The organism is Streptomyces sp. LARHCF249, from assembly GCF_052871255.1.
Genome location: NZ_JBIXJQ010000024.1, coordinates 17,124 through 36,554, shown reverse-complemented (window position 1 = coordinate 36,554; position 19,431 = coordinate 17,124). Strand labels below are relative to the sequence as shown.

The 19,431-nt window shown below is 74.7% G+C and carries 16 protein-coding genes; 7 read left to right on the top strand and 9 right to left on the bottom strand.

What is annotated here, in order from left to right; genetic code table 11:
• Nucleotides 1-105 precede the first annotated feature (105 nt).
• The 3 genes from ACIPUC_RS36755 to ACIPUC_RS36745 all read right to left on the bottom strand — a co-directional run bounded on the left by ACIPUC_RS36755 (nt 106) and on the right by ACIPUC_RS36745 (nt 3,012).
• The gene (locus ACIPUC_RS36755) at nt 106-480 is read right to left on the bottom strand and encodes an RNA polymerase-binding protein RbpA (RefSeq protein ID WP_007262928.1); all 375 of its coding nucleotides are present in this window, start codon (nt 478-480) and stop codon (nt 106-108) included.
• A gap of 312 nt (nt 481-792) precedes the next feature.
• Nucleotides 793-2,175 (bottom strand): MFS transporter, encoded by a 1,383-nt coding sequence (locus ACIPUC_RS36750; protein WP_446594775.1) that lies wholly within the window; start codon nt 2,173-2,175, stop codon nt 793-795.
• 66 nt (nt 2,176-2,241) lie between these two features.
• Complete coding sequence (locus tag ACIPUC_RS36745; RefSeq protein ID WP_446594773.1) at nt 2,242-3,012, bottom strand: glycerophosphodiester phosphodiesterase; 771 nt, start codon at nt 3,010-3,012, stop codon at nt 2,242-2,244.
• Nucleotides 3,013-3,198: 186 nt separating this feature from the next.
• Between ACIPUC_RS36745 and ACIPUC_RS36740 the strand changes: the two genes are divergently transcribed.
• A complete protein-coding gene (locus tag ACIPUC_RS36740; protein ID WP_446594771.1) occupies nt 3,199-4,701 on the top strand; it encodes an SCO1417 family MocR-like transcription factor in 1,503 nt (500 codons plus the stop codon).
• 41 nt (nt 4,702-4,742) lie between these two features.
• Here the strand turns inward: ACIPUC_RS36740 and ACIPUC_RS36735 are convergent, their stop codons facing one another.
• Together ACIPUC_RS36735 and ACIPUC_RS36730 are read right to left on the bottom strand one after the other, a co-directional pair.
• Nucleotides 4,743-6,338 (bottom strand): hypothetical protein, encoded by a 1,596-nt coding sequence (locus ACIPUC_RS36735; RefSeq protein WP_446594769.1) that lies wholly within the window; start codon nt 6,336-6,338, stop codon nt 4,743-4,745.
• Nucleotides 6,339-6,409: 71 nt separating this feature from the next.
• Nucleotides 6,410-6,604: a hypothetical protein gene (locus ACIPUC_RS36730; protein ID WP_030031218.1), complete on the bottom strand. Its 195-nt coding sequence runs from the start codon at nt 6,602-6,604 to the stop codon at nt 6,410-6,412.
• Nucleotides 6,605-6,922: 318 nt separating this feature from the next.
• Between ACIPUC_RS36730 and ACIPUC_RS36725 the strand changes: the two genes are divergently transcribed.
• Entirely contained in the window at nt 6,923-7,345 is a 423-nt protein-coding gene (locus tag ACIPUC_RS36725) for an ankyrin repeat domain-containing protein (RefSeq protein WP_446594767.1), read from the top strand.
• A 343-nt stretch (nt 7,346-7,688) separates the two neighbouring features.
• Nucleotides 7,689-9,086: a HEAT repeat domain-containing protein gene (locus ACIPUC_RS36720; protein ID WP_446594765.1), complete on the top strand. Its 1,398-nt coding sequence runs from the start codon at nt 7,689-7,691 to the stop codon at nt 9,084-9,086.
• Nucleotides 9,087-9,179: 93 nt separating this feature from the next.
• Here ACIPUC_RS36720 and ACIPUC_RS36715 read toward each other — a convergent pair whose 3' ends face one another.
• The 4 genes from ACIPUC_RS36715 to ACIPUC_RS36700 form a co-directional block, all read right to left on the bottom strand.
• Nucleotides 9,180-9,563, bottom strand: coding sequence for a hypothetical protein (locus ACIPUC_RS36715; RefSeq protein ID WP_446594763.1), 384 nt, complete (start codon nt 9,561-9,563; stop codon nt 9,180-9,182).
• A 114-nt stretch (nt 9,564-9,677) separates the two neighbouring features.
• A complete protein-coding gene (locus tag ACIPUC_RS36710) occupies nt 9,678-10,547 on the bottom strand; it encodes a 5-oxoprolinase subunit C family protein (protein WP_446594761.1) in 870 nt (289 codons plus the stop codon).
• Nucleotides 10,544-11,161, bottom strand: coding sequence for a 5-oxoprolinase subunit B family protein (locus tag ACIPUC_RS36705; RefSeq protein WP_446594759.1), 618 nt, complete (start codon nt 11,159-11,161; stop codon nt 10,544-10,546). The genes ACIPUC_RS36710 and ACIPUC_RS36705 overlap by 4 nt, the downstream gene beginning before the upstream one ends.
• A complete protein-coding gene (locus ACIPUC_RS36700) occupies nt 11,158-11,940 on the bottom strand; it encodes a LamB/YcsF family protein (protein ID WP_446594757.1) in 783 nt (260 codons plus the stop codon). Before ACIPUC_RS36700 ends, ACIPUC_RS36705 begins: the two co-directional genes overlap by 4 nt.
• A 107-nt stretch (nt 11,941-12,047) precedes the next feature.
• Between ACIPUC_RS36700 and ACIPUC_RS36695 the strand changes: the two genes are divergently transcribed.
• The 4 genes from ACIPUC_RS36695 to ACIPUC_RS36680 all read left to right on the top strand — a co-directional run bounded on the left by ACIPUC_RS36695 (nt 12,048) and on the right by ACIPUC_RS36680 (nt 19,407).
• A complete protein-coding gene (locus ACIPUC_RS36695; RefSeq protein ID WP_446594755.1) occupies nt 12,048-13,553 on the top strand; it encodes a hypothetical protein in 1,506 nt (501 codons plus the stop codon).
• Nucleotides 13,550-13,738 carry a hypothetical protein gene (locus ACIPUC_RS36690; RefSeq protein WP_446594753.1) on the top strand — a complete coding sequence of 63 codons (189 nt, stop codon included), beginning with the start codon at nt 13,550-13,552 and terminating at the stop codon, nt 13,736-13,738. Before ACIPUC_RS36695 ends, ACIPUC_RS36690 begins: the two co-directional genes overlap by 4 nt.
• Nucleotides 13,735-14,637 carry a hypothetical protein gene (locus ACIPUC_RS36685; protein ID WP_446594752.1) on the top strand — a complete coding sequence of 301 codons (903 nt, stop codon included), beginning with the start codon at nt 13,735-13,737 and terminating at the stop codon, nt 14,635-14,637. The genes ACIPUC_RS36690 and ACIPUC_RS36685 overlap by 4 nt, the downstream gene beginning before the upstream one ends.
• A 63-nt stretch (nt 14,638-14,700) precedes the next feature.
• Nucleotides 14,701-19,407, top strand: coding sequence for a hypothetical protein (locus tag ACIPUC_RS36680; RefSeq protein WP_446594751.1), 4,707 nt, complete (start codon nt 14,701-14,703; stop codon nt 19,405-19,407).
• Nucleotides 19,408-19,431: the final 24 nt, after the last annotated feature.

Genomic DNA, 19,431 nt, shown 5'->3' with positions numbered 1-19,431 from the left:
CGGGCCCCCCCCCGCCCCCCCCCCCCACCCCCCGCCCCCCCCCCCCCGCGGGCCCCCCCCCCCCCGGGGGGGGCGGGGCCCCTCGGCTGTTGTCTCGTCCGGCTGTCAGGCGGACTTGCGGCTGTCCCGCGGATGCACGGCAATGTTCATGGCGCCGGAACGGAGGACCGCAAGCCTTTCGGCCAGCACTTCCTCCAGCTCCTCGCGGGTGCGCCGCTCCATGAGCATGTCCCAGTGCGTTCGCGCAGGCTTGCCCTTCTTCTCTTCGGGCCCGTCCCCGTCCACCAGGAGTGCCATGGCGCCGCACGCCTTGCACTCCCACTCCGGCGGAATTTCTGCCTCAACCGAGAACGGCATCTCAAATCGATGTCCGTTCTGGCATGCGTACTCCACCGCCTGGCGCGGGGCCAGATCGATGCCGCGGTCCGTCTCGTAGCTGGTAACCACGAGGCGCGTACCGCGGAGAGCTCGCTCACTCATGAATCGTGCCTCCCGGGCTTGTCGCCCACAGGACAGGTGTCGCTGTCGTCGTCATCCGGTCAACGTCCGGTCGGCGGTATAGATTCCCGCTCCGGGTCACGCGTCGCCCGTCGTGCCGCCCCTTGTTGTACCCACCAATGCCCGTTTTGTCACATCTGGCAGCAGATGTCACCCAACGTCTACACTTCTTTAGCGCGCAGTAACGGTCCGCCTGGCAGGCCAAAGGCGTACACTACCGGCCCTTGGCTTCAACGTCTAAATCCGTTCGGAATTCGTTCGTGAATCCGGGCCGGGCGCACCCGCGGACCGCTCTCAGATCCGTTCCGGTACAGGATTGCCTGCCGCCTCCACCGCGCGCCGCACCGGCACTCTGGCCAGCAGCACGAATCCCAGTGCGAAGAAGACCACCAGCGAGATGATCGCGTCCCGGTAGCTCCCCGTGACCTGGTAGGTGAGGCCGAAGACGAGGGGGCCCACCCAGCTCAGCCCGCGGTCGCTCATCTCGTACGCCGAGAAGTACTCGGCCTCCTTGCCCGCCGGCACCAGGTGCGAGAACAGCGAGCGCGACAGCGCCTGGCTGCCGCCCAGCACCAGCCCGATCATCGCGGCGAGCGCGAAGAACCACACCGGGGTCCGCGCCGGCAGGAAGTATCCGGCCGCCAGCGTCAGCGCCCACGCGGCCAGTGAGCCCAGGATCGTCCGTTTGGCGCCGTAGATCCGGGCCAGCCGCCCCATCCCCAGCGCTCCCGCCACGGCCAGGACCTGCACCAGCAGCACCGCCCCGATCAGGGTGGACTGGTCGAGCTCCAGCTCCTCCTTGCCGTAGATGGAGGCCTGGGAGATCACCGTCTGCACGCCGTCGTTGTAGATCAGGTACGCCAGCAGGAACGACAGGGTCAGCGGATAGCGCCGCATGTCCTTCAGCGTGGCGATGAGCTGCTTCCAGCCGCTGACGGCAGGGCCCGCCCCCGCCTCCCGGACCACGGCCCGGTCCCGCAGACGCCGCAGCGGGATCAGTGCGAAGGCACCCCACCACAGGCCCGCCGAGGCCAGACAGATCCGTACCGCCTCGCCCGTGGACAGGCCGAAGGAGTCGTGGCCCATGTAGAGCACCAGGTTCACCACGAGCATCACCGAGCCGGCGGTGTAGCCGAAGGCCCAGCCGCGCGAGGAGACGCTGTCCCGCTCGTCCGGCGTGGAGATCTGGGGCAGATACGCGTTGTAGAGCACCATCGAGACGGACAGCGAGGCGTTCGCCACGATCAGCAGCAGTCCGCCGAGCAGGTAGCGGTCACCGGCCAGGAAGAACATTCCGGTCGTCGCGGCGGCGCCCGTGTACGCGGCCGCCGCCAGCATCGGCTTCTTGCGTCCGGTCCGGTCGGCGACGGCTCCCACCAGCGGCATGAGCAGGACGGCCAGGATCACCGAGATCGAGACCGAGTAGGCGAAGAAGGACCCGGCCCGCACCGGGATGCCCAGCGGGTGCACGAAGCCCTCGGCGTCCGAGGCGGCCTTGGCGATGTCGGTCAGGTACGGCCCGAGGAACACCGTGACCACGCTCGCCGAGTACACCGAGACGGCGAAGTCGTAGAAGTACCAGCCCCGCTGCTCGCGCTTGCGCGCGGCCGCAGCCACCGCCCCCGGTCTGCCGTCCTCGGCCCCCGGTTCTGCTTCGTCCGAAGTCTGCGCACTCATCGGTGCCCCCTCGCTGGTCCCCGTACCGCGCGGCCCCCGGAGCCGGCGCGGCGACCCGCAGCCGTGTCAGGCCCAGGTCCCGCGCCGGTCCAGCACCGCGCGCAAGATGTCGATCCGGTCGGTCATGATGCCATCGACGCCCAGGTCGAGGAGAGACTCCATGCGTTCCGGTTCGTTCACGGTCCACACGTGCACCTGCAGGCCCCGCTCGTGCGCGGTCCGCACGAAGCGCCGGTCGACCACCCGGATGCCCGCCTGGGTCTCCGGAACCTGAGCCGCCACCGCCCCCACGCGCAGCGCCGCCGGGATCGCGTACGAGCGCAGCCGCAGGCCGACCACCCCGCGCACGCCGTACGAGGTCGCCAGCCGGGGGCCGGCGATCTTCTGCGCCCGGGCCACCCGGCTCTCGGAGAACGAGCCCACGCACACCCGGTCCCAGATCCCGGCCCGCGCGATCAGGTTCACCAGCGGGTGCAGCGCGGACTCCGCCTTGACGTCGATGTTCCAGCGGGCGTCCGGGAACTCCTCCAGCAGGTCCTCGAAGAGCGCCAGCGGCTCGGTGCCGCCCACCCGGGCCTCGCGGATCCGCTTCCACGGCAGCTCGGCGATCCGGCCCTGTCCGTCGGTGACCCGGTCCAGGGTGGAGTCGTGGAAGGCGACGAGCTTCCCGTCGGCCGTGGCGTGCACATCGGTCTCGAAGTACCGGTAGCCGGCGTCGGCGGCCCGCCGGAAGGCCGCGGCGGTGTTCTCCAGCCCGTCCGCGGCCCCTCCCCGGTGTGCGAAGGGGATCGGAGCCGGGTGGTCCAGATACGGATGGCGAAGGCGTACGTGCGTCACGGCCGCAGTATCTCCCGAGGCGGGGGGTGCTGGTGGTCCTCAAGGTGAACGGGTGACGAGCGCGCCGATCAGGCCCCCTGGTGCAAGTGGACCGGCACGTGCCAGTCTGTCCTCGAAGACTTCAATCCAATCCCGGCCTCCGGCGCGCCCAGTCGAGGCCAATTCGACGAAGGTGGACCGGACGCAATGGCCGAATGGACCTCGGCGGTCGGTGCCGCGCAGCTCGCCCGCCTGATCACCTCGCAGCAGGCCCGCCCGGCCGCGCCCGGCTCCCGAAAGCTGCCCGCGTACCGCACGCTCGCCGACGGGATCCGCCTCCTCGTCCTCGAAGGCCGCGTTCCGGTCGCCGCCCGGCTCCCCGCCGAGCGCGAGCTGGCCGCCGCGCTCTCGCTCAGCCGCACCACCGTGGCCGCCGCGTACGAGGCCCTGCGGGGGGAGGGGTTCCTGGAATCCCGCCGGGGCGCCGGCAGCTGGACCTCCGTACCGGCCGGGAACCCGCTGCCCGCCCGCGGCCTGGAACCGCTGCCCCCCGAGTCCCTCGGCTCCATGATCGACCTCGGCTGCGCCGCCCTGCCGGCCCCCGAGCCCTGGCTCACCAAGGCGGTCCAGGGCGCCCTTGAGGAGCTGCCGCCGTACGCGCACACGCACGGCGACTACCCGGCCGGCCTGCCCGCGCTGCGCCGGATGCTCGCCGACCGCTACACCGAGGCGGGCATTCCCACCATGCCCGAGCAGATCATGGTCACCACCGGCGCGATGGGCGCGATCGACGCCATCTGCAGCCTGTTCGCCGGGCGCGGCGAGCGGATCGCCGTCGAGTCCCCCTCCTACGCGAACATCCTCCAGCTCATGCGCGCGGCCGGGGTGCGGCTCGTACCCGTCGCGATGGCCGGCGGGCTGACCGGCTGGGACATGGACGTCTGGCGGCAGGTGCTGCGCGACTCCGCCCCGCGCCTCGCCTATGTCGTGGCCGACTTCCACAACCCGACCGGAGCCCTGGCTTCTGAGGAGCAGCGCCGGGCCATGGTCGAGGCCGCCCGGTCCGCGGGCACCGTCCTGGTCGTGGACGAGACCATGCTGGAGCTCCGGCTCGACGCGGACGTGGAGATGCCGCGCCAGGTCTGCTCCTTCGACCCGGCCGGCAGCACGGTGGTCACCGTGGGCTCCGCCAGCAAGGCCTTCTGGGCGGGCATGCGGATCGGCTGGGTCCGCGCGGCCCCCGACGTGATCCGGAGCCTGGTCGCCGCCCGCGCCTACGCCGACCTGGGCACGCCGGTGCTGGAACAGCTCGCGGTGAACTGGCTCATGCGGACCGGGGGCTGGCAGGAGGCCGTCGGCATCCGCCGGAAGCAGGCGAGGGAGAACAGGGACGCGCTGGTCGCGGCGGTGCGCCGGGAACTGCCGGACTGGGAGTTCGAGGTTCCGCGGGGCGGGCTGACGCTGTGGGCCCGGGCCGGCGGCCTGTCGGGCTCCCGGCTCGCCGAGGTCGGGGAGCGGGTCGGCGTACGGGTCCCCTCGGGGCCCCGGTTCGGCGTGGACGGAGCCTTCGAGGGCTATGTCCGGCTGCCGTTCACCGTGGGCGGCCCGGTGGCCGAGGAGGCCGCCGCACGGCTGGCGGCGGCCGCGGCCCTGGTCGGCACGGGTGCGGGGGGCAGCGGCGCGGAGCCGCCGCGGACGTTCGTGGCGTAACCCGGAGCCGGCCCGTCACCGGCCCGGGCCCCCGACGGGAATCACGGCGCTTCGGCCGGGACCTCCGGGATCGGGCCCTGGGCCTGCGCCGGGGGCTGGCCGTGCACCGTCCTGGCCGGGGTGATGTCGCCCTGCCGCTCCGGGAGGAGCTCCAGCACGGCCTGGCGGAACGAAGGGTGCGCGGCGTCGTCGTACGGGTCCGGGGTGGCGGGCACCTGGAGCCGGTGCACGGGACCCGAGCCGAGGCGGGCGTATCCCCGGCCCGGCGGGACCTGGGCCGGCGGGGTGGTGTGCGGCGGCAGGCCCAGGACGTCGGCGACCTGCTGGATCGCGGCGGGGCCGAGCACGACGCGGGCGCGGGTGTGCTGCCAGACGGCGTCGTGCAGCAGTTCCAGGTGGTCGAACTGCTCGGTCACCGCCACGGTGATGTGCGCGGCCCGCCCGTGCCGCAGCGGCACCTGCAGCTGGGCGAGCGGATCGGGCCCGCCCTCGGCGGCCGCGAGGTGCGCCAGCACGCTGGGCCGGTCCAGCAGGATCCACAGGGGGCGGCGGGTGTCCTCGGGCGCGGGGCGGCCGGCCTCGCGGGCCCGGTGGGTGGCGATGAGGCGCCGCTCGGTCTCCTTCGCGGCCCATTCCAGGGTCGCCAGCGCCCCGACCGGCCCGCATTCCACGGCGATGACGCCGCTGCGGCCGGACAGACAGGAGTACTCGCCGCTGCCGCCGCCCTCGACGATCAGTACGTCGCCCCCGTGCCGCAGGGCCTGGAGGGCGATGGAGCGCAGCAGGGTGGAGGTGCCGCTGCCGGGCTGGCCGACGGCCAGCAGGTGGGGCTCGGTGGCGCGCGGGCCGGTGCGCCAGATGACCGGCGGCACGTCCCGGGGCTCGGTGCCCTCCAGGACGGGCAGGGTGCGCTGGACGCTGCCGGCGTCGGTGAAACCGAGGACGGTCTCACCGGGGGAGGTGACGAACGGCTGGGCGGCGATGCCCGTCGGCAGCGCCGCCAGCACATTCAGGTCGAGCTGGTTGCCCTCCTCGTCCCATTCGAAGAGATACTCCCGTCCGCGCCCGGACTTGGCGTGCAGCAGTGCCTCGATCCGGGCCCGTGAGGCGGCCTCGCCATCGGTGAAGTAGGCCGGGTAGCGGATGTGGAGCCGGGTGATGCGGCCCGCCTCGTCGAACTCGTAGCCGCTGAAGGCCTTGTCCCAGTCCCCGCCGTGGGCGAAGAGCGGGCTCGGGTCCTCCGGGGTGGAGAAGTACGGCACGAGTGCTTCGTAGAGGGAGGCGAGCCGTTCGGTCTCGGCATCGCTGGGCCCGGTCTTCACCGGGGTGCGGTCGCGTCCCTGCCAGGCCGCCGCCGCCATGAGGGTGATCAGGGCGAGGAGCGGACCGTAGGGGACGAGTGCGACCACGAGGACGCAGGCGGCTCCCAGGAACAGCGCGGGACCGCGCTTGTCCTTGGGGGTTTCGGACCATTTGCGCCGCCCGGCCGAGGCCAGGATGCGCAGGCCGCGTCCGATGGTGAGGAGCGGATGGAGGACGTCCGTGGCGCTGTCGGCGGCCGTGCGAGCGAGGTCGCGGCCCCGTGCCAGCGACGCGGTGCCGCTGCTGAGGATGCGGGGAAGTGGGCGCCGGGCCACGGGCGTCTCCTGGAGTTGTGGGTGTTCGGGGTGCTTCGGGTGCGGCTGGGTGTCGCCGTGCCTCGGCGGGCCTAGAGCTTGATCCCGCCGAGCAGGCTCGCGAGGCTCGCCGTGCTCGCGGTGATGCTCGGAGCGATGGCGGAACCGGCGAGGAAGAAACCGAACAGCGAGCAGACGAACGCGTGGGTCAGCTTCATCCCGTCCTTCTTGAAGAAGAGGAAGCAGATGATGCCGAGCAGGACGACGCCTGAGATGGACAGGACCATGAGAGGTTCTCCTGGTAGGTGGGGACAGTCACCATCAGTTCTTCCAGGCTCACAGCAAGTATCAATGCGACAAAAGGTGCATACGGGTGAATCCAGGAGTTTTTCACTGGACCGGGTCACTCCGACTGGCGCGCCCGGTACGAAGGGGGGCAAGGGTGATCATTGCCTCGGCCCGGCCCCTACATGTGCAGGTCCGGGCGCTACTCTGACGATTCACCCGTACGGACGCAGTGCCGTGCACCCCCCTGCCCGCCCGGCCCGGGGGCGGTCCGCCGGGGCGAACCCCATGTCAGCAGCGAGTGAAAGGCGGTACGAACGATGAGCGAGCACACCGAGGGCGGCTCCGGTTCCCAGGACGTCCCCGACGAGGACGTCATCGAACTGGCCACCAAGATCTTCGACCTCGCCCGTCAGGGCGAGACCGCGACGCTCGCCGCGTACCTCGACGCCGGAGTGCCGGCGAACCTCACCAACGACCGCGGCGACACCCTCGTCATGCTCGCCGCCTACCACGGCCACGCCGACACCGTCACGGCCCTGCTGGCCCGCGGCGCCGAGGCCGACCGCGCCAACGACCGCGGGCAGACCCCGCTCGCCGGAGCGGTCTTCAAGGGCGAGGAGGCCGTCATCCGCGCCCTGCTCGCCGGCGGGGCCGATCCGACCGCCGGAACCCCCTCCGCCGTGGACACGGCGCGCATGTTCGCCAAGGCCGACCTGCTGGAACTCTTCGGAGCCAAGTAGTCCGCTTTTTGCCCGGCACCGGCCGGGTCCGGCCGGTGTCCGACCTCACAGGTTGGTCACGGCGGCCGTAAATGTGGTCGCGGCGCACAAACCGGCTGGGTCATCATGGCGTCGGATTCGATTCGCGAACATGACGGACGGGCAGGAGCGGGCTGGACACGACGGGTGTCCACCACCCACCCTCTGCCGCACCGGCCGCCATGGCCGCGAAGCACCGACGAGAGTGAGAAGGCAATGGTCTACATCGAGCGGAACCTGACGGCGGACGTCCTCACATGCTGTTACGCGGCCCTGTGAATCCCGATTCCCGGTTGCGTCCCCAGCTTGATTTGAGGCCATTCCCATGTTCGAACCAGTCATAGCGCCGAGCGGCACGCTGCTCGGGATGCTCCAGCGGGGCCGTGGCGACGGCACGCTGCACGCCCTCGCGGCGCCCAGGGCGGAGGCCCTGGCGGCCCTCGACCAGTGCGTGCTCCGCGACCCGCGCCAGGACTGGCAGGTCGAGAACCGCTCCTTGTACTACGCCCGGCTGTACATGGATCTCGACGGCCCCCTCGGCGCGATCGAGGCCCACCTGTTCGCCGCCGAGGACCTCCTCGACGAAGCGGACGAGCGGACGGGCCTCGCCCTGTCCGTGCTGGGCCACCTCGCCTCCTACGGCCGCGACGACGCGCTCATGCTGCTGCGCCGGTACGCCGCCTCCGGCGCCAACTGGGCCTGGGCCCTCGACGAGCTCGCCCTGCGCGACGACGACGAGGGGCTGAGGTCCCTGGCCGAGCCGGTCATCGCCCGCTTCCCCGCCACGGTCGAGGGCGAGGCGCGGCTGGCCGCCGCCATCCGCGACGCGTACGAGCCCAGGCCCTGGTGCCTGTGGGAGGAGTCACCCCGCCACGGGGAGCGCCTGCGGGCCGCCCGCCGGCAGGGTTCCTTCGACCGCTGGCAGCGCCAGCTGACCCCGAGCGGCCCCCGGCCCGGCTGGGGCGTGCAGGCCGTCTTCGACTGGGCCGCCGACGGGCTGCTGCGCGGCACCCCGCTGCACGTGCCCGCCGCACGCTGTCTGGCCGCCGTGGCCCAGCCCGAGGACCGCCCCGCCATCCTCGCGGCGGCGGCCGGAGCCTCCGGCGAGGCCGCCCGTGCCACCGCCCTGCACCACCTGGTCCTCGCCGAACCGGAGAACCCGGCCGTCCTGGACCTCATCGAAGCCGCCGCCGACGAGCCCGCCGTGGCCGCGTACGAGCGCATGTGCGGCCCCGGCGCCGTCGAACGCGCCCGCCGCTGGATCCACCGGCCCGACGCCCTGGGCGCGGCCGCAGCGGCCACCCTGGCCGCCCGGGGCGGAGCCGAGGACGCCGGCCTGGTCCTCGAAGCCCTGCGCTCCACCGTCCGCGGCGAAGGCCCCGGCACCCGGGCGCTGTACGCCCTGGTGGACGGAGCGGGCCGCCTCGCGATCGGCTGCGCGGCACCCGTACTGCGGCACATCTACCGCGAGACGGCCTCGTCCCACCTGCGCGGCCGGGCCGCGCGGGCCCTGGCCAGCACCGACCCCTCCTTCGCGGCGGGCTTCGCCGTCGAATGCCTGTGGGACTGCGAGGAGACCACCCGCGAGGTGGCCGCCCTCCACGCCGAGACCGCCGACGCGCGGGTCGCTCCCCGGCTGCGCCGCCTGGCCGCCGATCCGGCGGAGGAGGAGGACGTCCAGTCGGCCGTCCGCAGCCGCATCGCACCGGAATCGGCCGTGTAGCCCCCCGCAGCCCCACCCGACAGCACTCTGCCCGGCCCCCTGACGAGAAGGGGCCGGGCAGAGTGCTGTGACGGCGTGCGGCCGCGGAGCGCGTCAGGGCGAAATGGTGGCCGGTACGCCGGGGGGCGGGGTGGGGCGCCCCGACCGCTGCTCCTCCAGGAAGGTCTCCCGGTAGTCGACCGAGCAGTACGGGACGTCTTCGTTCCGCAGGACTCCGAAGGCGAGTCCTTGCTTCCCCTCCCACCACGGCTGGAAGTACGCCCACGCGCACACCAGCGTGTGTCCTGGGGGGACCGCCTTCGGGTTGACCTTGAGGGTGCGTCCGTCATCGAGGGCCTGGGCAGCTTCGGCCGGGGTGAGCTGGTCGAGCACGACGAGGTCGAGGGCGGCGCGCAGCGGCTCGGACAGGGCGGCGTGGCGCTCGGCGAGTTCCCTGAAGGCGCGCTGGGCGTCGATCCGCTCCTCCAGCGCCGCCACGTCCTCGTCGTCGAGGAGGCGGCGCCCGCTCAGCCGCGCCAGCGCCCCGCTCTCACGGGCCAGCCCGCGGGCGTGATCGGCGCCCCCCTGTGGGGCCGATAGCCCTCGAACGTTTCATCGGGACCCCCGCAGGAACCTGACCGGCACCCCCGGCCGGGCCTGCGCCGCCGCGTCCAGGGCCGGGCCCGGGGGGACCACGCCCACCACCGGATAGCCGCCCGTCACCGGATGATCGGCCAGGAACACCACCGGCAGGCCGTCCGGCGGCACCTGGACGGCGCCCAGCACCATGCCCTCGCTCGGCAGCTCGCCCTCCCGTGCCCGGACCAGCGGCGCCCCCGCCTCCGTCCGCAGCCCGATCCGGTTCGACATCGGCGACACCCGGAACACCGAGCGCCACAGCCCGGCGAGCGAGGCCTCGGTGAACCAGTCCGCCCGCGGCCCCAGCCGGAGCGGGAGCAGCAGCTGCGCAGGCGCCCCGGGCAGTGCGCAGGCGTCCGCCGCGGTCACCGGCTCCGGCGCGCCGGAGCCGAGCGGCAGCAGCATCCCGGCCGACAGGACCGGCGGCCCCAGGCCCGACAGCAGGTCCGTCGAGCGACTGCCCAGCACCGGCGGGACGCCCAGGCCGCCCCGCACCGCGACGTAGCTGCGCAGCCCCGACTCCGCCCGGCCCACCTCCAGCTCCGTACCGGCCGGCAGCCTGACAGCGGCTCCCCAGGCCACCGGGCGGCCGGCCGCTCGTACGGAACAGGGTGCGCCCGTGACCGCCACCGTGATCGGAGCCAGGGCCCTCAGCCCGACCCCGTCGAGGGTCGTCTCCAGCGCCGCCGCGTCCGGAGCGTTGCCGAGCAGCCGGTTGGCCAGCGCGTACGCCGCCGTGTCCAGCGCCCCCGAGCGCGGGACCCCCAGATGCGCGTAGCCGGGACGCCCCCGGTCCTGGACCGTGGTCAGCGCGCCCGGGCGCACCACCAGCAGCCCGCTCACCGGCCCGCCTCCGTGAACCGGACCCGTACCCCCGGTGCGAACAGCGCCGCCGGGTCCCGCGCCGGGTCCCAGAGCACCGCGTCCGTGGAGCCGATCAGCTGCCAGCCGCCGGGGGAGGAGCGCGGGTACACCCCCGCGTACTCCCCGGCGAGGGCCAGTGAACCGGCCGGGACGGCGGTCCGGGGCGTGGCCCGACGGGGCAGGTGGAAGCGCTCCGGGAGGCCGGTCAGATAGCCGAAGCCGGGCGCGAACCCGCAGAACGCCACCCGGAAGACGGTGTCGCCGACGATGCCCGCGACGGCGCCCGGGGCCACCCCCCACAGCCCGGCCACGTCCGCCAGGTCCGGCCCGTCGTACCGCACCGGGACCGTGATCAGCGGGCCCTGCGACTCCGCGAGCGGAGGCACCTCCCACCGGGCGATCCGCGCGCCCAGCCCGGCCGGGTCCCGTACACCGTCCAGGAGCACGGTCCGCGCGGCGGGCACGAGGTCCCGTACGGGCCCCAGCTCGCCCGCGTCCCGGCGGCGCAGCAGTTCGGCGTGGAGCGCGGCCACCTCGGCGGCCGAGTCCACCTCGAGCAGCAGCGCCTCCCCGCCGACCGCCAAGGTCCTCACGCGAACGCCTCCACCCGGACCCCGGCCGCGCCCAGCGCCGCCCGGACCCGGCGCGCGAGGTCCGCGGCCCCCGGGGTGTCCCCGTGCAGGCACAGCGAGCGGGCGGCGACGAGGACCGGGGAGCCGTCGGCCGCCGTGACCGTCCCGTCGGCCGCCATCCGTACGGCCCGTGCCACCACGGCGTCCGGATCGTGCACCACCGCCCCCGGCTCGGTGCGTGGCACCAGCGTCCCGGCGGGCGTGTAGGCACGGTCGGCGAAGGCCTCGGCTACGGGGGCCAGCCCGGCGTCCGCGGCCGCCTCCAGCAGCAGGGAGCCCGGGAGGCCGAGTACGGGCAGGGCGCCCCCGGCCGTCAGGACCCCCGCGACCACCGCGGCGGCCTGGCCGGCGTCGTGGACGGTGCGGTTGTAGAGCGCGCCGTGCGGTTTCACGTACGACACCCGGGAGCCGGCGGCCCGCGCGAACACCTCCAGCGCCCCGATCTGGTAGGCCACCTCGTCCGCGAGCTCGCCGGCCGGCACGTCCATGGAGCGCCGTCCGAAGCCCGCCAGGTCGCGGTAGGAGACCTGCGCGCCGATCCGTACGCCCCGCTCGGCGGCCAGCTCGCAGACCCGGCGCATGATGGACGGGTCCCCGGCGTGGAAACCGCAGGCGACGTTGGCGCTCGTGACGACGGAGAGCAGGGCCTCGTCGTCCGTCAGCGTCCAGCGTCCGAAGCCCTCGCCGAGGTCGGCGTTGAGGTCGATCGCCGCCTCGAGGGGTGTGATCATGGAAGCCATGCGGTGAGCGTAGAACAGCGCCGCCGCCGTGATCCCGGTAGGCGGGGACGATCCGGCCGAACCATGCGGTTTGGGATGTTGTCAGGGTCAGCGCCTAGTCTTTGCGCGTGACTCTCCCTGCCCCGGCGAAGACCCTTCCGTCCCCGGCGCCGGGCCCGGCTGCCGACGAGGGCCTGGCCCGGCGGCTGCGCGCGCTCGCCTGCACCGCCCCGCTGCACGACCTCGACGTACGCAAGGCCAATCTGGCGGGCGAGTACGGCGTCTACGCGATGGCGGAGGTCGCACTGGCCGCGATCGACCTGGTCACGCTGAACATGGACTTCGACACGGGCGCCGACCACGAGCAGATAGTGGCCAGGCTGCTCCCGCGCGTCGCCGCCCAGGCCCCGGCCCGGCCCGCCGCCGAGCACGAGCGGGTGGCCCGCTGGGTGCTGGAGAACCTGATCAACGTCGGCAGCGTGGACCGCGGCTTCCGCGCGATCTACGGCACGTTCGGCCCGGACGGCGTCTACGTCCGGCGCGACTACGACTTCAAACTGATCGAAGAGGTGCCGGGCTACGGCGGCGCGGTCTACCTGCGCACGACCGACGAGGCCGTCAACGTCCTGGTCGGCGCCCTCGACACCGACGTGACGAGCGCGCAGATCGCGGCCGAGGTCAAGCTGGAGGTGCTGATCAGCCGCGGCCGGCTCGCCGACGCCCAACTCGCCGCCGAGCAGGCCCGGTACCGGACCGTGCAGTACGCGGAGACCCTGCGCCGGACGCTGGACGCGACGCGGCGCAACGTGCGGGCGGTGGACTGGCTCCGGTCCGTCCCCGACATGATCGAGGAGGCCCTCGACCACGTCGCCGACCGCTACCGCCACGAGAACGCGATCCTGACCAACATCCGCAGGGCGCGCGACGAGGCCGAGGAGCCCGAGAGCAAGCGGCGCGCCGCCGAGCTCGTCGACATCGTCAAGGACTGCATCCGCCGCCACACCCAGCTCCAGTCCCGGCTGCTGGACGCCGGGCCGCTCTTCCGGGCCGAGCAGGACCGGCAGGCCTTCGCCGCGCCCGCGCCGCGCTCCGGCATCGACCTGTACGGGCAGCTGGTGGCCCCGCTGCTGCCGCTGCCGGTCGCCCAGGCCCGCCGGGTCACGGACGCCTTCTTCGCCTCCGGGGCGGGACTGCGCACCCCGGTCTCGGTACGGGTGGGGGACCTGGTCGACATACTGCTCACCCCGCCCGTGGAGCGGGAGCACCTCGGCGCGGAGATGCCCGAGCCGGACCTCATCGCGACCCCGGACGACAGCCGCTTCAGCGAGGAGCAGCTCGCCGCCGCGATGGAGCTCCTGGACCTGCCGCACGACGCCCCGCGGCGGCTGTCCGGCCTCCTGGCCGAGGCCCGCCGCAGCGACCCCGACCTGCCGTACCTGGTGGCCCTGCTGGCGGTCCACGCGGCGAGCCCGGCCGTCGGCACGGCCTACCGCCAGGGCGAGGAGCGGCTGCTCTTCGCGGTGGACGACGGCACCCAGCTCGAAGACCCGGAGTTCGGCGGCGCCGACCTGATCGTCGGCACCGCCCTCCTCGACGCGGCCGGCATGGCCGCGGCCCGCTCGGAGGCGGCGTGAACACCGCCGCCGAGACCACCACCCGCACCACCCGCACCGCCGTCACCACCCGCACCGCCGTCACCACCCGCACCGCCGTCACCACCCGCACCGCCGTCACCACCCGCACCGCCGTCACCACCCGCACCGCCGTCACCACCCGCACCGCCGTCACCACCCGCACCACCGAGGAGATCCACCCGTGAGCGACCACCACGCCGAGTACCCCGCGTGGAGCGAGCCCGCGGCTCCCGCCACCGCCCCGCCCGCAGCCGCGAACCCGGCCGTCACCCCGGCGGACGCCGCCGACGCCGCCCGGCTCGTCGCGTTCGGGCTGCAGCCCAAGCTGCTCCCCGCCCGCGACGCCGAGTACGCCGAGCTGCTCCGCCGCTACCGCGAGGACCCCGCCTTCGGCCGGCTCGCCGACGCCGTCGCCACCGGCCTCGGCCTCGTCGTACTGGAGGTGTCCCCGCGCGCCGGCATGGCCGTGGCCGCCGGTGAGGACTCCGTCTTCGCCGTCCGCATGGGCGACTACGCCCGCCGCACCGCCGCCGACTCCGCCGACCGCTTCCTGCACGGCCTCGCCCACCTCGCCGTCGCGGCCCTCGCCTTCCCCCGCCCCGAGGACCTCGCCGACGACGGCTACATCGGCCGCGTCACCGTCAACGGCGTCGACGCCTTCGTCCGGCAGACCTGCCGCCGCCTCGAGGAGCGCGCCGAGGAGCTCGGCGAGAACACCGACCCCGCCTCCGACGCCCCCGGCCTGGAGGCAGCCTGGCGCGTCTACGCCCGCCGCAGCGCGACCGGCGCCACCAAGGACGCCCGCCGCCTCGCCGGTTCCACCACCGGCATCGTCGGCAAGGCCGCCGCCTTCCTCACCGAGTCCGGCTTCCTCCAGCGCACCGGGGACGACGCCGGAGGCACGTACCGCACCACCCCCCGCTACCAGCTCCAGGTCCGCGACATGGCCGGCAGCGCGGCCATGGCCGAACTCCTGGAACTGGGCGTGGTGCCCGTCAGCGACGGCTCCGCCACCCTGCTGCCGCCGCACGAGGGCGACGACCTGGAACTCGCGGCCGACGCCGGCCTGCCGTTCCACGCCTGAGCCACCCGCCCTCCGTACCGAGTACGCACCGAGAACACCGAGAAACAACGAGAGTCCGCCGCCATGTACGAGCTGTCCCGGATCCGCCTCTACTCCATCGGGCCCGCCGGTGCGCGCTACGCCGACACCGTGCTCGACCTGCGCGGAGTCGGTGAGCCGGTGCCCCACCCGGCGCCCGCCCAGGCGGAGTTCTTCGAGGACGAGCCCACCGGCCCGCCGCGCCGCCCGGCCCCCGCCGGCGTGCTCTTCCTGGAGAACGGCGGCGGCAAGTCCGTCCTGCTCAAGCTGATCTTCTCGGTGATGCTGCCCGGCCACCGCAACACCCTCGGCGGCGCCAGCTCCGGCGTGCTGCGCAAGTTCCTGCTCGCCGACGACTGCGGCCACGTCGCCCTGGAGTGGCAGCACACCCAGACCGGTGAGTGCGTGGTCGTCGGCAAGGTCAGCGAATGGCGCGGCCGCCAGGTCTCCAACGACCCGCGCAAGTTCGCCGAGGCCTGGTACTCCTTCCGCCCCGGGCCCGGCCTGAGCCTCGACAGCCTGCCCGTCGCCGAGGCCACCGCCGTACGCCCGCCCGCCGAAGGCGCCTCCGGCGCCCAGGGCCGCCGCCGCACGATGAAGGGCTTCCGCGACGCCCTCACCGAGTCGGGCAAGGCGTACCCGCACCTGGAGGTGTACTTCGAGGAGATCCACGACCGGTGGAACGAGCACCTCACCGAGCTCGGCCTCGACCCCGAACTCTTCCGCTACCAGCGGGAGATGAACGCCGACGAGGGCGAGGCCGCCGGCCTCTTCGCGGTGAAGAAGGACTCCGACTTCACCGACCTGCTGCTGCGCGCCGTCACCGACACCCGCGACACCGACGGCCTCGCCGACCTCGTCCACGGCTTCGGCAACAAGCTCGGCCGCCGCGCCGAGCTGATGGCCGAACGGGACTTCACCGCGGGCTCGGCGGACCTCCTGGGACGCATCGTCGAGGCCGCCGAGACCCGCTCACGGCTGCGCGACGTCCACGCGGGCGCCGAACGCCGCACGCGCACCCTGGTCCGGCGGCTGTCCGCCCGCGCCACCGGGGAACGCGGCCGCGCCGCCGACCTCGCCCAGCGCGTCACCGGCGCCGCCCACGAGGTCACCGCCGCCGAAACCGCCCGCGCCCGCAGCGCAGCCGTCTCCGCCGAACTCGCCTACCGGCACGCCTCGCTGGCCCTGACGGTCGCCGACAAGGCCGCCACCGCGCAGCGCCGCGAACTCCTCGAAGCGCGCACCCTGCACTCCGCGTGGCAGGCCGCCGAGACCGTGCTGCGCCACCGCGCCGCCGCCGACCGCTCCGCCCGGGTCGCCGCGGCGATCCTGGAGGCCGAGCGCGACGCGGCCCCGGCGCTGGCCGCCCGCGCCACGGCCGCCGCCGATCTCGTACGGGCCCTGCACACCGCCGCCGAGCACGGCGAGCGGGTGGCCAACGAGGAGGAAGAGCGTTCCGCGGCCCTGCAGGCCACCGGCGAGGCCGCACACCGCGACGCCACCGCCGCCGCGACGGCCGCCCAGCGCGCCCGCAGCGAGGCCGAGCACCTCCGCTCGCGCCTCGGCGAGGTCCAGCAGGAGACCGCCGAGGCCGTCCGCGCCGGCTGGCTCGACGACTCCGCGCCCGACGCCGACCCGGCCAGGGCCGCCCTGGCCGCCACCGACGCCGAGAAGACCGCCGTCGCCGCCTGGGACGAGTCCCGCGAGGCCGCGCGCGCCGCCGCCGAAGCCGCCCGCGAGGGAGCCGCCGCGGAATCCCGCGCCGAACTCACCGCCGCCCGCGCCGCGGACGCCGCCGACGCGGCCGAAGCCGCCTACGACGCGGAACACCGCGCAGCCGCCTCCCTCGCCCGATCCCCGCGCCTGGCCGCCCTCCTGGGCCTCCCGTCCGCCCCGGACGCCCCGGTCCCGGGCCCCCGCGCCGCGGAGCACGGCAGTGCCGCCGCCGTCCCCGGCTCCGCCGAAGGCGCCGGCACCGGGGGCCCGCAGGGCATGGCGGCCCGCGCGGGCACGGCCGCAGCCCAGGAGGACCCCGCCACCGCCGGACGGCTCACGGCCGAGGACCTCGACCGGAACGCCGAGGACCTCCACCAGCTGCTGAGCGACGGAGTCACCGCGGCCGAACGGCAGTTGTTCGAGCTGCGCACCGCCGCCGCCGACGACGCCCGCATCCTCGGCGCGCTCGGCGACGGCGGCCTGCTGCCGCCCGGCCCCGACGTCCTGGCCACCGTCGAGTACCTCGGCGAGCACGGCATCCCGGCCCTCCCCGGCTGGCGCTACCTCGCCCAGTCCGTGGACCCCGCCGACCACGCCGCCGTCCTCGCGGCCCGCCCCGAACTCGTCGACGGCGTCGTCATCACCGACCCCGACACCCACAGCCGCGCCCGAGAGGTCCTCTCCGCCGCCGCCCTGCTGCCCCGCTCCACCGTCGCCGTCGGCACCGCCGCCGCCCTGCTGGCCCCCGTCCCGCAGGCCGACGACGACGCGGTGTTCCTCGTACCGCCGAACCCGGCCATGCACGACGAGCACGCCGCCGACGAGGAGCGCCAGGCGCTGCGCACCCGCGCCACGGCCAGGGACACCGAGATCCGCGACCTCGCGGCGCGCCTGGCCGGGGACCGCGAGCTGGCCGCCCGCCTCGCCTCCTGGCGCACCGGCTGCCCGACCGGCCGCCTCGCCGAGCTCGCCCAGCAGGCCGCGGCCGCCCGTGCGTTCGCCGAGGAGGCCGACGCCGAGCTCGCGGAGGCCCGTACCGTACGCGCCGAGGCCGACGAGGCCGCCGCCGACGCCGCCCGCGTGCGCGACGAGCGCCAGGACACCGCCCAGCGGGCCCGGCGCGTCGCCGACGCCCTCGCCGGGCTCGCCTTCCGCCTGCGCGAACGCGCCGGCTGGCAGGCCCGGCTCCGCGAACTCGCCGACGACGCCGCCGAGTCCGAGGCCCGCGCCGAGGTGTGCCTGGACCGGGCCCGCGCCGCCGACGAGGACCGGCGCGCCGCCCAGCGCGCCGCCGACGACGCCCGCCGCACCGCTCGCGCCCTGCGGGCCGAGCGCGCCGACATCGCCGGGGCCCCCGAGCCGCTCCCCGAGGACGACGGCGCGCCCAAGGCGCCCCTGCCCGACCTCCGCGAGGCCTACCGCGCCGCTTCCCAGCTGTACGAGAAGGTCGGTGTCGGAGCCGACCTGCGCGCCGAACAGGCCCGCGCCGAGAGCGACGAGAGCGCCGCCCTCGCCGAACTGGACCGGCTCACCAACAAGGTCCGCACCCGCGCCGCCCAGCTCCTCGAGAGCCCCGACGGGGCCGACGGCCCCTCCCGCCAGGCAGCCGCCGCCCGCGCCGAGTCCCTCGTCCAGATGCTGGAGACCAGGGCCTCCACCGCGAGCGAGCAGCTCGGCCGCCTGCGCGGCGAGGCCGAACGCCACGCTCCCGCCGAGGGTGAGGCGCACACCGAACTGCCCGAGGAGCTGGTCCCCGGGGACGTGGACCACGCGCAGGCCCTGCTGCGTACGGCCACCGCCCAGCTCGCCGCCCACAGCGCCGCGGTGGAGAGCGCCCGGGCCGCCCACGCCGACCTGCTGCGCGCCCACCGCGCCGCCGAGGACGGAGCCGGCGGCTTCGACGAGACCGCCGCCCTGCTGCGCGACCTCCTGCGCGACCACACCCACGCCGAGGACGAGCAGGAGCCCGCGCCCCATGCGGGCACCCTGGAGGAGGCCCGCCAGTCGGCCACCGAGGCCCGTCGTGCGCTGCGCGCCTGCGCGGCCGACCTCTCGGCGGCCGAGTCCGCCGTGCGCGAGGCGAGCGACATCCTGGTGCGGCACGCCAACGCCACCCGGTACGAGCAGGTACGCACTCCCGCCCGCCAGCAGATCCGGGAACTGCCCGCCTCCGCCCTGCCCGAGCACGCGGCGGCCTGGGCAGCGGCCTTCGCCCCGCGGCTGCGGGTCCTCACCGACGAACTGGCGCAGCTGGAGCGCAACCGCGACAGCATCGTCGACCGGCTGCGCGGCCTCGTGGAGTCGGCCCTGGCCACGCTCCGCTCGGCGCAGCGCCTCTCCCAGCTGCCGGAGGGCCTGGGGGAGTGGTCGGGGCAGGAGTTCCTGCGGATCCGCTTCGAGGAGCCGGACCAGGCCACGCTCACCGAGCGGCTCGGCGAGGTCATCGACGAGGCCACGCGTGCGGCGGTGAAGAAGAACAGCACCGCCTCCTTCGGCGAGGGCCGCCGCGACGGCATGTCCCTGCTGCTGCGGGGCGTCCAGGCGGCGCTGGAACCCAAGGGCATCTCGGTGGAGATCCTCAAGCCGGACGCGGTCCTGCGCGCCGAGCGCGTGCCGGTCGGGCAGATGGGCGACGTGTTCTCCGGCGGCCAGCTGCTGACCGCCGCGATCGCCCTGTACTGCACGATGGCGGCGCTGCGCAGCAACGACCGCGGCCGTGACAAGCACCGCCACGCGGGCACGCTGTTCCTCGACAACCCGATCGGCCGCGCGAACGCCACCTACCTGCTGGAGCTCCAGCGGGCGGTGTCCGACGCGCTCGGCGTCCAGCTGCTCTACACGACGGGCCTGTTCGACACCACGGCCCTCGCCGAGTTCCCGCTGGTCATCCGGCTGCGCAACGACGCGGACCTGCGGGCGGGGCTGAAGTACATCAGCGTCGAGGAACACCTGCGCCCGGGCCTGCCGCAGCAGTCCCCGGAGCAGGAGACGATCCACGGCGAGATCACGGCGACCCGCATGTTCCGCCGGAGCTGAGGCGCCCCGCCCCTCCGCGACGAC

What these genes read in the sequence shown, in the direction of transcription:
- ACIPUC_RS36750 (WP_446594775.1), bottom strand. Translation starts at nt 2,175, where the DNA reads ATGAGTGCGCAGACTTCGGACGAAGCAGAACCGGGGGCCGAGGACGGC.
- ACIPUC_RS36755 (WP_007262928.1), bottom strand. Translation starts at nt 480, where the DNA reads ATGAGTGAGCGAGCTCTCCGCGGTACGCGCCTCGTGGTTACCAGCTAC.
- ACIPUC_RS36720 (WP_446594765.1), top strand. Translation starts at nt 7,689, where the DNA reads ATGTTCGAACCAGTCATAGCGCCGAGCGGCACGCTGCTCGGGATGCTC.
- ACIPUC_RS36680 (WP_446594751.1), top strand. Translation starts at nt 14,701, where the DNA reads ATGTACGAGCTGTCCCGGATCCGCCTCTACTCCATCGGGCCCGCCGGT.
- ACIPUC_RS36725 (WP_446594767.1), top strand. Translation starts at nt 6,923, where the DNA reads ATGAGCGAGCACACCGAGGGCGGCTCCGGTTCCCAGGACGTCCCCGAC.
- ACIPUC_RS36730 (WP_030031218.1), bottom strand. Translation starts at nt 6,604, where the DNA reads ATGGTCCTGTCCATCTCAGGCGTCGTCCTGCTCGGCATCATCTGCTTC.
- ACIPUC_RS36700 (WP_446594757.1), bottom strand. Translation starts at nt 11,940, where the DNA reads ATGGCTTCCATGATCACACCCCTCGAGGCGGCGATCGACCTCAACGCC.
- ACIPUC_RS36740 (WP_446594771.1), top strand. Translation starts at nt 3,199, where the DNA reads ATGGCCGAATGGACCTCGGCGGTCGGTGCCGCGCAGCTCGCCCGCCTG.